The following is a 14,662-nucleotide window of genomic DNA, read 5'->3' on the forward strand; positions in this document are numbered from 1 at the left end:
GGACCCTCGGTATCGAGCATTTTTTCGCCTTTGAGTGGCGCTTTCCTTACCGCAGCAAGGAATTCGGTAACTGCTTATAGACGCGGGAAAATCTGGCACGACGATCTGAAGAGGCATCATGCTGCTTCAAGGGAGAACATGTCGGCGAGCCAATCTGGCGGCATAAAAAAGGGAACAAAGCGGCGGCGGCGAAAGTTGTCATGTCGAACTCTCATGTCGAACCAACGTGAGCAGCGGCGATGACATCAACTGCGAACGAGGGGTTGCCGAGCACTCCGCCCCAGATTTACTACGTCAATCCCCAGCTTCTCAGAGGGATCGATGCCTGGCGCGAAGTCTTCAACCACGCAAAGAACATCGGCTTCGATACAGTTCTGACCGCACCTCTTTTCGAGCGGGGCGGCGACAGCGTGTTCGCAGCACGGAATTTCGAAAATCTCGACCCTGAATTCTCGCTTGGAACATCTCTCGTCGATGGTTTGAGAGCTTTGACGCTGGCGGCCAGAGAGCGCGGCATGGCGCTCATGATGGACCTCGTGCTCGACAGGAAGGCGCGCGACGCATCCGAGGATACGCGTCCGCTCGATCCGAGGCTCTCGCCATTGGACGCGCGCAGCTCGCTTGTCACCCTCGCCGCGGAAGATCAGCAATCGCAGCTATTGGCAGAGTGGACAAAACGGCTGCAGGCACTGACGCAGCTTGGAATATCGGGTTATCGCTGCCTTGGCACCGATCGGGTGCCCCCGGAGCTATGGCGATCCTTGATCGCAGCGGTCCGGGAGAAGGCGCCGAATGTGCAATTCTTTGCCTGGACGCCCGGTACCGCCTTCGAGGCGCGAGCTGGATTGGACGGTGCAGGCTTCAATGGCTGCTTTTCATCGATGGCCTGGTGGGACTTCGACGAAAGGTGGTTCATCGAGGAACATCGCGTCCAGCAGCCGCTTGGCTGGCAAATCGCTTTTCCAGAGCCGCCCTTTGCCAAACGTATGGCCCACGGCACGGAAAGCCGGGAAATACGCGAGCGCCGGTCCATAAGGGCGTTGCGGCTTGCCACGTCGTTGGGCGGCGGGCTCATGGTCCCAATGGGATTCGAATATGGCGCCGCGCTGCCGCTCGATCCCACCCATGGAGACGGATCGGGATTGCGAGGTCTTCGCCATGACCTGACCTTCGATATCTCATCCGAGATTCGCGCCGCCAACACGCAAATCGGCACGAACGGCGCGAGATTTCATTCGTCGCTTTCTCTCATCCGCAGCGCAAAAAGCCCGGTATCGGCTCTCATTCATTCAAACGAAGAGGATCTGCGGAACGCCGACCGTATACAGATCATCCTCCTCAACCGAGACCTTCGGCAAAGTGCGCCTGCGCCTTTGATGGCGCTACGCGAAGCAGCGTCTGGCTTTCTCCCCTTCTCGAATGGGATTGATGCGACCCTTCGCCTGCGCGCGGGAGAAATCATCGCGTTCGAGGCGACGGCGTCGACGCCGATCACGGTTGCCCCCACGCTCGACATTGAACGGGCAACCGCTTCGCCGCGCCTGGCAATCGAAAACATCATGCCGCGGGTCGATGATGGACGATTTCCAGTCAAGCGGGTTGTCGGTGACATCGTTTCCGTCGAGGCTGACATCTTCGCCGACGGACATGATCCGATCGCCGCGGCTCTGATGTGGCGCTCCATGGATGCGAGCGCATGGAGCGAGGCGGAAATGCGGCTGGTCGAGAACGATCGCTGGCGCGCCGAATTCCCGCTGGAGCGGGTCGGTCGCTATGAATTCGCAGTCGAAGCCTGGAGGAGCCTGTTTGCGATCTTTCGCTATGAGCTGGCGAAGAAGAACGAGGCACGGCTCGATCTCAAGCTCGAGATTCAGGAAGGAATGAACCTCATTCGTGCAGCGCTTGCAGAGGCGCAAGGCACCCTTCGAGCCGAGCTGCAGGCCCTGTTTCAGAAACTGGAATTCTCCTCCCAGGCGGAGCGGACCTCAATTCTGCTCAATGCGCATACGTCCGATCTGATGGCGCGAGCCGACAAGCGGCCATTCCGGGTTCGCTCGGAGGCTAGCGCAGTCGATGCCGAGCGGAAGTGCGCGGCATATGCAAGCTGGTACCAAATCTTCCCGCGGTCGCAGAGCGGCGATCCAGACAGGCATGGCACCTTCGATGACGTTATCGCCAGACTGCCCGCCATTCGCGACATGGGCTTTGATGTGCTCTATTTCCCGCCGATCCATCCGATCGGTTCGACCAACCGGAAAGGCCGCAACAACAGCCTGCAGGCGACCCCCGACGATCCTGGAAGCCCCTATGCCATCGGCTCTGTCGATGGTGGCCACGATTCCATCCATCCAGAACTCGGCAGTTTCGAGGATTTTCGTCACCTGATCAAAGCGGCCGAGCATCATGGACTTGAGATTGCGCTCGATCTCGCCATCCAGACATCGCCCGATCACCCGTGGCTGACGCAGCATCCGGGTTGGTTTGACTGGCGGTCGGATGGAACGATCCGTTACGCCGAGAACCCGCCGAAAAAATACGAGGACATCGTCAACGTCGATTTTTATACGAAGGATTCGGTGCCCGGGCTATGGCTCGAGCTGCTGCGGGTCGTCCAATTATGGGTGGATCAGGGCGTAAAGCTGTTTCGGGTCGACAATCCCCACACCAAACCATTTCCTTTCTGGGAATGGCTGATCGACGATATCAGGGCGCGTCATCCGGATGTGGTTTTCCTGTCGGAAGCGTTCACCAAGCCGAAAGTCATGTACCGGCTCGCAAAGCTCGGCTTTTCCCAATCCTACACATACTTCACCTGGCGCAATTCCAAATGGGAACTCGAGCAATATATGCGGGAGCTCACCCAGACGGCCGCGAAGGATTTTTTCCGCCCGCATTTCTTCGTCAACACGCATGATATCAATCCGGATTTTCTGCAGGATGCCCCTCGCCCGGCCTTCCTGATCCGCGCCGCGCTCGCGGCAACCCTTTCAGGTCTTTGGGGTGTCTATAACGGCTTCGAACTTTGCGAGGGACGTCCCGACGCCAAGCGGAAAGAATATGCCGACAGCGAAAAATATGAGATCCGCGCCTGGGATCATGATCGGCCCGGAAACATCATCGCCGAAATCCGGATGCTCAACCGGATCAGAAGCGAAAACAGCGCATTGCATTCGCATCTGGGGCTAACGCTTCTCAACGCACCCAACGAAAATATTCTCTTTTTCGAAAAAGCGAACCCTGCCCGCGACAACGTCCTGCTCGTCGCCATCAGCCTTGATCCCGATCATCCGCAGGAGAGCGAGATCGACATACCGCTCTGGCACTGGTCACTCGGGGATGGCGGCACGTTGGACGCCGAGGATCTCATCGGCGGCGGTCGCTTCAGTTGGACCGGCAAACGGCAGAGGATCAGGCTTGATCCACAAAGCCTGCCCTTCGCGATCTGGCGCGTCCGGTCAAGGGAGGCATGAATGGATACGATGCAGCGCGACAGGGAACGCGATCCGCTCTGGTACAAGGATGCGATGATCTATCAGCTCCATATCAAATCGTTCTACGATGGCAATAATGATGGCGTCGGCGATTTTGCGGGGCTGCATCAAAAGCTCGACCATATCGCGGCGCTTGGAATCAACGCCATTTGGCTGTTGCCCTTCTTCCCCTCGCCGCGCCGCGACGACGGTTATGACATTGCCGATTACGGCAACGTCAGTCCGGATTACGGGACGATGGAGGACTTTCGCGCCTTCGTGGACGCCGCCCATCAGCGCAATATCCACGTCATCATCGAACTCGTGATCAATCACACCTCGGATCAGCACCCCTGGTTCCAGCGTGCCCGCCAAGCGCCGGCAGGGTCGCCCGAACGGGATTTTTACCTCTGGTCGGATACCGATCAGAGGTTTTCAGAAACCCGCATCATTTTCGTCGATACCGAAAAATCCAACTGGACCTGGGATCCGGTCGCCGGCGCCTATTATTGGCATCGGTTCTACTCGCACCAGCCGGATCTGAACTTCGACAATCCCCTGGTGATGGAAGAATTGCTGAAAGTGATGCGCTTTTGGCTGGAAACGGGCATCGACGGTTTTCGCCTGGATGCGATCCCCTACCTCGTCGAGCGGGAAGGCACGATCAACGAGAACCTGCCCGAAACCCACGCGATCCTGAAGCGGATACGCGCGGCGTTGGATTCGACCCATCCCGGCGTGATGCTGCTGGCTGAGGCGAACCAATGGCCGGAAGATACGCGCGAATATTTCGGCGACGGCGACGAATGCCATATGGCGTTTCACTTCCCGCTGATGCCGCGCATGTACATGGCGATCGCCAAGGAAGATCGTTTTCCAATCACCGACATCCTGCGCCAGACGCCGGAAATTCCGGACATCTGCCAATGGGCGATATTCCTGCGCAATCACGATGAGCTGACGCTCGAAATGGTCACCGACGCCGAGCGAGACTATCTCTGGGAAACCTATGCCTCCGATAAGCGCGCGCGCATCAATCTCGGCATCCGCCGGCGCCTTGCGCCGCTGATGGAGCGCGACCGCCGCCGCATCGAACTCATGAACGCGCTTCTCCTATCCATGCCGGGAACGCCGGTGATCTACTACGGCGATGAAATCGGCATGGGCGACAATATCTATTTGGGCGACAGGGACGGCGTCAGGACCCCGATGCAGTGGTCTTTCGACCGCAACGCCGGCTTTTCCCGCGCCGACCCCGCGCGCCTCGTTTTGCCGCCGATTGCCGATCCACTCTATGGATTTGAAGCCGTCAACGTCGAGGCGCAAAGCACGGATGCCCATTCGCTTCTCAACTGGATGCGGAGGATGCTAGCGCTGCGTGGCAAACATCTGGCATTCGGACGCGGCTCGCTGCGTTTCCTCTCGCCGGACAACCGTAAGATCCTCGCTTATCTTCGCGAATATGAGGACGAAACCATTCTCTGCGTTGCCAATCTTTCCCGACTGCCGCAGGCCGTGGAACTCGACCTGTCACAGTTCGAGGCGCGCGTGCCGATAGAATTGACGGGCATGTCGCCATTTCCGCCCATTGGCCAATTGACCTACCTGTTGACGCTACCGCCCTACGGCTTCTTCTGGTTCCAGTTGGTCGCCGATGCGGATGGGCCCGCCTGGCGGACAGCCCCTCCCGAACAGCTTCCCGACCTGCTAACCATGGTCATCCGCCGGAACCTGCTGGAATTGGTGGATGAGCCCAGGCATGCGAACATCCTGAATTCCGAGATCCTGCCGGCCTATCTTGCCAAGCGCCGCTGGTTTGGCGCGAAAGACCAGACGCTGCAGGCGGCCCGGCTGATTTCTGCGACACCTATCCCGTTTGCCGAAGGCGTCGTGCTCGGTGAATTGGAGGCGATACTTCCGGATCACATGGAATCGTACCAGCTTCCGCTTGCCGTGGCGTGGGACGACACACAGCCCCCCATACTCGCCCAGCAGCTCGCGCTGGGCAGGCTCCGCCAGGGTCGGCGCGTCGGCTTCCTGACGGACGGATTTGCCGTGGATGCGATGGCGCGCGGGATCGTGCGTGGCCTTTGCGAACGCTCCCACACAACCGGCCGCACGGGAACCATAGAGTTCATCGGTACCGATCAGCTCGATCATCTTGAAATGACCGCCGACTTGCCGATCCATTGGCTCTCGGCGGAGCAGTCGAATAGTTCGCTGATCATCGGCGACCTGGTCATCATCAAACTGATCCGGCATATCTTTCCCGGCATGCACCCGGAAGTCGAGATGACGCGCTTTCTGACCCGGGCCGGCTATGACCACACTGCCCCCTTCCTGGGCGAGGTTGCGCATACGGATTCCGGCGGACGCCGATCCACTCTCCTCATCGTCCAGGGCGCGATCCGAAACCAGGGGGACGCCTGGAACTGGATGCTGAGCAATCTTCGTCGCGCCGCCGACGAATTCGCCTTGAGCGATCCGGCCGCTCAGCCGCGCGACGATTTTTTCCAGTCGCTGACGAACTTCGTCGGCATGGTCGGTCAGCGGCTCGGCGAATTGCATGTGGTTCTCGCCCAAAGTACCGACGAGGAGGCTTTCAAACCGGTCACTGCAGCCGATGCCGAGGTCGCATTGCTGAAGAAAGCAATCACCGGCGAAGTCTCCTATGCCCTATCGAAGCTTGCGGAACTGGATGAGACCGCCGATCCGGATATCGATGCGCTGGCGAGGCCGCTTCTGAAGCGCCAGGCATCGATTATCGACCTCGCCGATATGCTGGCCGAAAGCGTCCGCGGCACGCTCATGACACGCGTGCATGGCGACTTTCATCTCGGCCAGATCCTCGTCAGCGAAGGCGATGCGGTGATCATTGATTTCGAAGGCGAGCCCGCGAGGAACCTTGCCGAGCGCCGGGCCAAGACAAGTCCCTTGCGGGATGTGGCCGGACTGTTGCGGTCGCTGAGTTATCTCGCCGCGACCGCCGACCTCGACAATGATGCGGTCATCGAGCACGAGAACGAGCGTCGGCGGAAGGCCATCGCGCGTTTCGCCGGGAATGCGGAACGGGCTTTTCTGCATGCCTATTTCGAAGCAATTTCGGCGTCGGCTGCACTGTCCATGCCGCCCCAACAGCGGCGCAGGATTCTCGACGCCTTTCTTCTGGAAAAGGCTGCTTATGAAGTCGCCTACGAGGCACGGAACCGACCGAAATGGCTGCCCATTCCGTTGGCAGGACTTTCGGGCATCCTGTCCAATCTTATGGAGGCTCGCTAGTGGATATCGAACGCTCCGATCTTCTCGCCGACATCGGACACGACGCGATTGCGGCGCTGATGCAAGGACGCCATGGCGATCCGTTTGCCATCCTTGGAATCCATAAGCACGGCATATTCACGATCGTGCGTATCTTCATGCCCGGCGCCGATGGGGTGGATATCATCGACACGGCGAGCGGCCATGTCCTGACGGCCTGCCAGCTTGTTCACCCCACTGGATTGTTTGCCGCCGCCATTGCTTCAAAAATGGACTATTGCCTTCGGATCAAGTGGCCGGACGCGGTTCAAACGACTGAGGATCCCTACAGCTTCGGGCCTCTGCTCGGCGAACTCGATCTCCATCTGATTTCCGAGGGAACCCATTACAATCTGAGCCGGACCCTCGGCGCCATCGCCATGGAGATCGACGGCATTGCCGGCGTTCGCTTTGCAGTATGGGCACCGAATGCACAACGGGTTTCGGTTGTTGGAGATTTCAATTCCTGGGACGGCCGGCGCGATCCAATGCGCCTGCGGGCGCCCGCGGGCGTTTGGGAAATCTTCATTCCCCGGCTGACGCCCGGCGAGCGCTATAAGTTCGAGATTATCGATGCAAACGGCACCCGCCTTCCACAGAAAGCCGATCCGGTGGCGCGGGCGAGCGAAGCTGCTCCTTCCACCGCCTCCATCGTCGCCTCCTCAAGGCCGTTCCGCTGGAGCGATGACAAATGGATCCATTCCCGACAATCGAGAAATGGCCTGGAAGGGGCCGTCTCGGTCTACGAAGTGCATGTGGGTTCCTGGCTTCGAAATCTTCAGGACGGCAACAGGTCTTTCGATTGGATCGAACTCAGCCAGCGGCTCGTCCCCTATGCGCATGACATGGGGTTTACCCACATGGAGTTGCTTCCCATCATGGAGTATCCGTTCGGTGGCTCCTGGGGCTACCAGCCTCTGGGCCTTTTCGCCCCGACAGGACGCTACGGAACACCGGAAGACTTCGCTTATTTTGTCGATCGGTGCCATGGAGCAGGCCTGGGTGTGATCCTGGATTGGGTGCCCGCGCACTTTCCGACCGATGTCTGGGGCCTCGCCCGCTTCGACGGCAGCGCCCTATACGAACACGAGGATCCCCGGGAGGGTTTCCACGGGGATTGGAACACGTTGATTTACAATCTCGGCCGCAACGAGGTGAAAGGCTTCCTGATCGCCAGCGCCTTGGAGTGGTTGGAGCGCTACCACGTGGATGGCCTGAGGGTGGATGCGGTGGCTTCGATGCTCTACCGCGACTACAGCCGCAATGAAGGCGAATGGATACCCAATCAATATGGCGGACGGGAGAACCTGGAAGCGGTCGAATTCCTCAAGCACCTCAACAGCATCATTCATCAACGATGCCCGCACGCACTCACGATCGCCGAGGAATCCACCGCATGGCCGGGTGTGACGAAGCCACCGGAGCAAGGCGGCCTGGGCTTTGACGTCAAATGGAACATGGGCTGGATGCATGACAGCCTCACCTACATGTCGAAGGATCCCGTCTACCGCAGCCACCATCATGACATGATGACCTTCGGCATGATCTATGCCTATTCCGAACGCTTCATGCTGCCGCTCTCCCACGATGAAGTGGTCCATGGAAAGGGCTCGCTTCTGACGAAAATGCCGGGCGATACCTGGCAGAAATTCGCCAATCTTCGGGCCTATCTCGCTTTCATGTGGGGCTATCCGGGCAAGAAGCTTCTTTTCATGGGCGGGGAAATTGCCCAGCGGGGCGAGTGGCAACACGATCAATCCGTGACCTGGGATGTCCTCGACCAGCCGCGACACGCCTGCTTGCAGCGTCTGGTAAGAGATCTGAATGGCCTTTATGGCAGGGAGGAAGCCCTGCAGTTCGGCGATCTTGATCCACAAGGATTCGAATGGGCGGTGGTCGACGACGCGGCCAATTCCGTTTTCGCGATGCTACGGTTTCCGAAAGACCGCTCCTATTCGATCCTTATTGTGTCGAATTTTACGCCCGTTCCGCGCGACAACTATCGCATCGGCGTTCCGACCGAAGGGATATGGATCGAGGAGTTCAATAGCGATGCACATGAATATGGCGGCACCGGCTTGGTGAACGGGGCGCTGCCGGCGGCCTTGTCTTCGCTGAACGGGCGCCCCGCCTCGCTATCCCTTCGGCTGCCGCCACTCTCGACCATCTTCATCAAAAGCCCTAGATGATTGCGAGAGCGGCCACCGAGCCAGCCTCATGCTAGCTGACTGCGCAAAAATCCTTTTCGTTATTCCTCAGATACTTTGATCATTGCATCGCTCCCAGGAACAAGGCAGCATATTCTTCCTCGGCGCAGCAGCAGATCAATAGATTTTTGTATCTCTCCGAATTGCTACTTATTGCCGGGACGCGGGGGCAAAGGGACTGACACCGTAATGGTGACGCGCGCGCAGCAAATTGGCGTCGTTATCGGCCTGGCGATCGTCACAGCGCTGACGACCCTGCGGGCAAGCGATCCTCAATTGCTACGGCTCGCCCGCGATTTGACATTCGACCAGTATCAGCGCCTGGTGCCCCGGACCTTCGAGAACCAGCCTGTCCGGGTCATCGACATAGACGAAGCGTCCCTACGCGAATTCGGTCAATGGCCTTGGCCGAGAAACCGGATTGCCGCCCTTGTGGACAAGCTTTCCGCTATGGGCGCGTCCGCCATCGCTTTCGATGTCCTTTTCGCCGAGCCCGACCGCCTGTCTCCTCGCAATGTCGTTCGCGACGTCTCCGGTATCGACCCCTCGCTGCTGGGCAAACTGCCGGATAATGATGAGATTTTTTCCCAATCGCTATCCGGAAAGCCCGTGGTGCTGGGCTTTGGTCTCTCCAACGAGGGGAACTATCTGCCGCCGGTCAAGGCAGGCTTTGCCTATACGGGCGAAAGCCCTTTCGGTGCGCCGCCCGCCATCAAGGCAGCGACGCCGCTGCAGCCGCAATTGGAAGCCAATGCCGCGGGCCTCGGTCATATCAGCCTCAATCCCGGCGCATCATCGGCGGTGGTGCGCGCAGTTCCGCTTTTCCTCAGCGACGGCAAACAGCTTTACCCCAATCTTGCGCTTGAAGCGCTCCGTGTCGCACAGGGAGCCTCCACCTACGTCCTCGACGCAGCACCGAACACGCCGAATACACTGACCCGGGTCAAGATCGGCAACTTCGTGGTGCCGGTCACGGCAGCGGGAGAGCTCTGGCTCTATGTCAGCCCCGACACCGCGGAACGGTATATTTCGGCAGCTAAGGTACTCGCGGCCGGAGACGCCTCCCCCGACATCAGAAGCGCGGTAGAAGGCAGTATCGTTTTCATCGGAACCTCCGCTTCCGGCCTCCAGGATGTCCGCACGACGGCGCTTGGTGAAAACGTGCCGGGTGTCTCCATTCATGCGCAGATCGTCGAGCAGATCCTTTCAGGTCGTTTCCTTTCCCGGCCGGATTGGGCGGATGGGATGGAAATCCTGTCGATTGCCGTCTTGGGCAGCCTTCTGGTGATCCTCACCACCTTCGTCAATCCGGCGGTCGCACTTGGCTGCGGCCTGCTGATTACCTTTTTTGCCCTTGTCGCCTCCTGGCTTGCCTTCCTCTACGGCGGACTTCTCTTCGACCCGCTGGCACCGATCGTCGCCGGATCGATCACGCATTTCGCCGCGACGGCATTTCGCTTTCTCGTGACCGACCGGGAACGACGTGACGTGCGGCGGGCTTTCGGCCACTATCTCTCGCCGTCGCTGCTCTATCGCATCGAACATACGCGCAATGCCCTGCGCCTTGGAGGAGATGAGCGCGAGCTGACCGTCATGTTCGTTGACGTGCGAAACTTCACCCAGATCAGCGAGGAGATGACCCCGACCGCCCTCGTCGCATTCCTGAACACGCTGCTCGACGCGCTGAGCCACCATGTCATCGCCAATGACGGCACGCTCGACAAGTTCATCGGGGATTCGATCATGGCTTTCTGGAACGCTCCCGTCGATGTCTCCGACCATGCCGGCAAGGCCGTGCAGGCGGCACTGGGCATGCGGGAAACACTCGCTCGCCTCAATAACAGCGACGCATTCGGTTTCGGGGACGAACGGCGGGTCAGGATAGGGATCGGCATCCATACCGGGCTTGCCTGCGTCGGCAACATGGGTGCCGAGACGCGCTTCAATTACTCCGCAGTCGGCGATGCCGTGAACATTGCCGCGCGCATCGAATCCGCCTGCAAGGACATCAATTTCGACATTCTGGTATCCGAGCCGACAGCGAGCTTGCTGTCCGATTGCGCTCTGCTCGAGGCGGGAGCGCTGACCCTGAAGGGTAAGAGCATGCGGACTAAACTCTTTGCGGTGGTCGGCGATGCGCGCCTGGCAAGATCGGCCGATTTTGTGGAACTTTGGGCCATGCACAGGCGGCTTGTCGCTGCCCTGCGAACACGCTCGACGAGCAGCCGCAAACTCGTCAGCGCCGCAAAGCTCAAGGCGCAGGTCGTGGCGACAGGGCTATTGCAGGAATTTTACGGCCAGATTTCGCGCCGAGCCGGACACTTCATCGACGAAACTGCAGACAAGGCGGCCGACCTCTAGCCGAATTTGCAGCCATCGCCCGCAACACCGTCTGCGCTACCGATGGTGATGCCCGCCGCCGTGATCGCCATGATCGCCGTGGTCGCCGCCATCATCATCGCCATCGTCGTCCTGGTCGCCTCGGCTGTGATCACCCCATCCGTGGTCGCCTTTGCCGTGATGATCGTGGTGACCGTGATGCTTGCCGTCGTCCCTGTCATGCTCGTGAGGTTTACCCGGCTTGTCAGGTGTGCTTGGCGGGTCTGGAGTGTTCGGCGTGCTGGGTGTTTCGGGCGTACTTGGCGCAGCCGGCGCCTCGGCCCGCGGGCTCGGTGCGCTGGGCGTATTGGGCTGTGCCGGAGCGGGATTATTCGCGGGAACGCTGCGCGGCGATATGCCGTTGGGCCGATCTTTCATCGCCGTCGACAGGCCGCATCCGCCGCCGCCGACAAAGCCCATTCGTCCTGAAAGCTGTTGATCGCCGGAGAGGAACGGCAAGGCTCGCTGATTGCCTAGCGTCTTGAGAACGTCGCGGTTGACCCGGCGCGGATCGCTGATCTCACCGTTGCGTTTGGCAACGACGCAGTCGCATTGCTGCTTCAACTGCCTGCAGCCGCCCGCACCGCAGAACTGCGCCGCGCCACTCAACAGAACGACCGCCGTCGTGCCGTTGGAGCCGACATAGAAATCAAATACCGTCCCGCGCACGCCGATCGTACCGGCGGGAGTCACGATCTGATAGGCCGAATGGTTCGAATTTCCGCTCATCCAGCGAAAAGTGCCCTTCGCCGCATTTACGGTCAGCTTTTTGACCGAGCCCGAGTCATCGAAGACGAATTTGTCGATGACGACAGACGAGCCGGCTCCAACAGCCAGTTTCGTACCATCCCGAAATGTGAACTGTCCAAGGCCGGAGAGGGAGGTGCGAATTTGCTCGTCCCGGTGGACGGGATCATCGACCTCCATCGGGCCGCCTTGGCCCGTGACCTCGGTTTTGATCAGCACCGCCTGGCCGACCTTCTCGGCGGCTCTCGAAGGCAAGGGCGCGAGCAGCATGACGCCCAGTACAGCGATCACGGTGTCACGCGGATACAACATCCGACCCTCCAAGATTATCTATGTTTTACCATAGGATAATCTCGAACGTCCCATCATCCTTTCTGAGTATAATCGGCATAGCCTGAATTATTGACGGGTTATTTTTGGCCAAAAATCGGGCGAAATCTACCGCTGATATTCTCGCCTAATCTTCGTGGAAAAGATTATACACAACCTATCCGATGATGCGGCTAGCCGAATTCTTCAGCAGCGCTCACCTGGGGAGACCGGTACTATACCCCGATTGCCGGGCTCGACCGATTCTAGGCAATACCGCCTCTGCGCGCCCAACAGAGCCGGCACTAAACGCCGCGTTTGTTCCCCCAAAGCAGGACATGCAACTGCGGCAGAACCCGAGCTTCGAACCATCTGTCGTGCGTCACCTTGTCCACCAGCCAGCGCATTCGATCCATGATGCCCTCGATATCGATCGATGCGTCATCCGCTTCAGGCGGAGGTGGCGTATGGTTGCCGGGCTGCAGATAGACCGGCAGGTGCGGAAAACGAGCGGCAGCATCGCGCGCATAAGCATAATCGCGGTCATCGAAAACAACGATTTTCAAGGCAATCTGCGGCCTCGCCCCCGCCTGACGGAGACAGTCGGCAAGCGCATCCCAATCCGTCACCATGCCGCTCGAAGGCGGCTTCGGGCTTAGTACCAGCAGGTCGAGATCGGCGAACCAGTCCTTCGCGATGCTCGCCTGCGTTTCCAGCGCAAACCTGTAGCCTTGATCATGGCCGCGAGCGATCAGCGGCCCGAGCGGCTGGATCGCGGGATTGCCGCCCGAAAGCGAAACCGTTAGCGGCTTGTCTCCGGAAAGCCGGGTCACCTCCTGCCAGATCTCGTCAACCGACATCGGCTGCCATTGATCGCGATATTCGCTATCTACCGCATGCAGCGTATCACACCACGAACAGCGGTAATCGCACCCCCCGGTCCGGACGAACACGGTCGGAAGCCCGATCAATATCCCCTCGCCCTGGATTGTCGGCCCGAATATCTCGCTGACGCGGATCGTGGTTTCACGCGCCTCGCTCATGGCCGGTATTCCGCCCAGGTCTTCGGCGTCTCGCTGATGCGCACCGCCGAAATTTCGGGCAGGCGCTGCTTGCACCAGTCGTAGAAATGCTTGGCCAGATATTCCGACGTCACGCGGTCATGGCCGAGAACCTCGTTCAGATGGCGATGGTCGAAATGCTCGTCGATGTAGCGCTTCAGTGGCGCAAGCTCATGATAGTCGCGGACGAATCCGTCGGCATCGAGCTCGGCAGCCGAAAGCTCTACCTCGACGATATAATTGTGCCCATGTAGCCGGGCACATTGATGATCGGCAGGAAGGTGGGTGAGCTGGTGCGAGGCTGAGAAGTGAAATTGCTTGGTGATGCGGAACATTACTTCACCTCCTCGGCCGAGTAGCCTGCCGTCGCCGCCACCCAGAAGTCTGGATCGTCATATTCTGTCGGATCTTCGACACCGGCGAGATGGAAGGCTTCGCGCCGTTCGACGCAGGTGCCGCAGCGGCCGCAGTGACGAATGCCGCCCTTGTAGCAAGACCAAGTCTCGGCAAACGGCGTGCCGTTCTTCGCGCCGTCAGTCACGATGTCGGCCTTGGAGACGGTGACATAGGGCGCATAGAGCGAAACGCTGGCGTAGCCATCCAAGGCATGGTTTTGCATCTGCTGAAACGCGTCGATGAAGCCCGGCCGGCAATCCGGATAGATGAAATGATCGCCGCCATGAACGGCAACGGCGACGGCATCCGCTTTCTGCGCGGCGGCAAGGCCGAAGGCGATGGCGAGCATAATGGCGTTGCGGTTCGGAACCACCGTCGCCTTCATCGTTTCCTCGGCATAGTGTCCGTCCGGCACCTCGACATTATCCGTCAAGGCCGATCCGGTCAGGTGCCTGCCGATGGTTGTTATATCGATGACGTGGTGCGGCACGCCAAGCCGCTGGGCACAGGCGGCAGCGAAATCCAGCTCCTTACGATGCCGCTGGCCATAGTCGAACGAGACGAGGCCGATGAGTTGATGTTCCGCTGCGATTTTGTGGGCGAGCGAAACGGAGTCCAATCCGCCGGAGCAGATGACGATAGTCTTCATAATTTGAGGTCCCTTGTTTTGACCGGGTGGGCTGCGACCGGATATCTGAGCCTTTCAAAGCTATGCGGGGGTCACTAGCAGCACATCCCGCAAGAAGCAAGGCAGCTCGATCATTCCGATAAGATCGCAATATGACGGCCCTTGCAT

At 59.4% G+C, this 14,662-nt stretch carries 8 protein-coding genes; 4 read left to right on the forward strand and 4 right to left on the reverse strand.

Annotated features, from left to right (window positions below):
• Nucleotides 1–239: 239 nt before the first annotated feature.
• From QA648_RS27025 to QA648_RS27040, 4 genes are all read left to right on the forward strand, one after another.
• Entirely contained in the window at nucleotides 240–3,470 is a 3,231-nt protein-coding gene (locus QA648_RS27025; RefSeq protein ID WP_283051805.1) for a maltotransferase domain-containing protein, read from the forward strand.
• A complete protein-coding gene (gene treS, locus QA648_RS27030) occupies nucleotides 3,471–6,749 on the forward strand; it encodes a maltose alpha-D-glucosyltransferase (RefSeq protein WP_283051807.1) in 3,279 nt (1,092 codons plus the stop codon).
• A complete protein-coding gene (gene glgB / locus QA648_RS27035) occupies nucleotides 6,749–8,956 on the forward strand; it encodes a 1,4-alpha-glucan branching protein GlgB (RefSeq protein ID WP_283051809.1) in 2,208 nt (735 codons plus the stop codon). Before treS ends, glgB begins: the two co-directional genes overlap by 1 nt.
• A 207-nt stretch (nucleotides 8,957–9,163) precedes the next feature.
• Nucleotides 9,164–11,335: an adenylate/guanylate cyclase domain-containing protein gene (locus QA648_RS27040; RefSeq protein WP_283051810.1), complete on the forward strand. Its 2,172-nt coding sequence runs from the start codon at nucleotides 9,164–9,166 to the stop codon at nucleotides 11,333–11,335.
• A 36-nt stretch (nucleotides 11,336–11,371) separates the two neighbouring features.
• On the opposite strand, the gene QA648_RS27045 is transcribed toward QA648_RS27040, so the two are convergent.
• From QA648_RS27045 to queC, 4 genes are all read right to left on the reverse strand, one after another.
• Nucleotides 11,372–12,412: a FecR domain-containing protein gene (locus QA648_RS27045; RefSeq protein ID WP_283051812.1), complete on the reverse strand. Its 1,041-nt coding sequence runs from the start codon at nucleotides 12,410–12,412 to the stop codon at nucleotides 11,372–11,374.
• Between the two features lie 302 nt (nucleotides 12,413–12,714).
• Complete coding sequence (queE, locus tag QA648_RS27050; protein ID WP_283051814.1) at nucleotides 12,715–13,452, reverse strand: 7-carboxy-7-deazaguanine synthase QueE; 738 nt, start codon at nucleotides 13,450–13,452, stop codon at nucleotides 12,715–12,717.
• Nucleotides 13,449–13,805: a 6-carboxytetrahydropterin synthase QueD gene (gene queD / locus QA648_RS27055; protein WP_283051816.1), complete on the reverse strand. Its 357-nt coding sequence runs from the start codon at nucleotides 13,803–13,805 to the stop codon at nucleotides 13,449–13,451. The genes queE and queD overlap by 4 nt, the downstream gene beginning before the upstream one ends.
• Nucleotides 13,805–14,515: a 7-cyano-7-deazaguanine synthase QueC gene (queC, locus tag QA648_RS27060; RefSeq protein WP_283051817.1), complete on the reverse strand. Its 711-nt coding sequence runs from the start codon at nucleotides 14,513–14,515 to the stop codon at nucleotides 13,805–13,807. Before queC ends, queD begins: the two co-directional genes overlap by 1 nt.
• Nucleotides 14,516–14,662 lie beyond the last annotated feature (147 nt).

The sequence above is a fragment of the Rhizobium sp. CB3171 genome, assembly GCF_029714265.1.
In the GTDB taxonomy this organism is placed as follows: Bacteria; Pseudomonadota; Alphaproteobacteria; order Rhizobiales; family Rhizobiaceae; genus Rhizobium.

Excerpts from the sequence above, each read along its gene's own strand:
- QA648_RS27025 (WP_283051805.1), top strand. The coding sequence starts at position 240 with ATGACATCAACTGCGAACGAGGGGTTGCCGAGCACTCCGCCCCAGATT.
- treS (WP_283051807.1), top strand. The coding sequence starts at position 3,471 with ATGGATACGATGCAGCGCGACAGGGAACGCGATCCGCTCTGGTACAAG.
- QA648_RS27040 (WP_283051810.1), top strand. The coding sequence starts at position 9,164 with ATGGTGACGCGCGCGCAGCAAATTGGCGTCGTTATCGGCCTGGCGATC.
- QA648_RS27045 (WP_283051812.1), bottom strand. The coding sequence starts at position 12,412 with ATGTTGTATCCGCGTGACACCGTGATCGCTGTACTGGGCGTCATGCTG.
- queE (WP_283051814.1), bottom strand. The coding sequence starts at position 13,452 with ATGAGCGAGGCGCGTGAAACCACGATCCGCGTCAGCGAGATATTCGGG.
- queD (WP_283051816.1), bottom strand. The coding sequence starts at position 13,805 with ATGTTCCGCATCACCAAGCAATTTCACTTCTCAGCCTCGCACCAGCTC.
- queC (WP_283051817.1), bottom strand. The coding sequence starts at position 14,515 with ATGAAGACTATCGTCATCTGCTCCGGCGGATTGGACTCCGTTTCGCTC.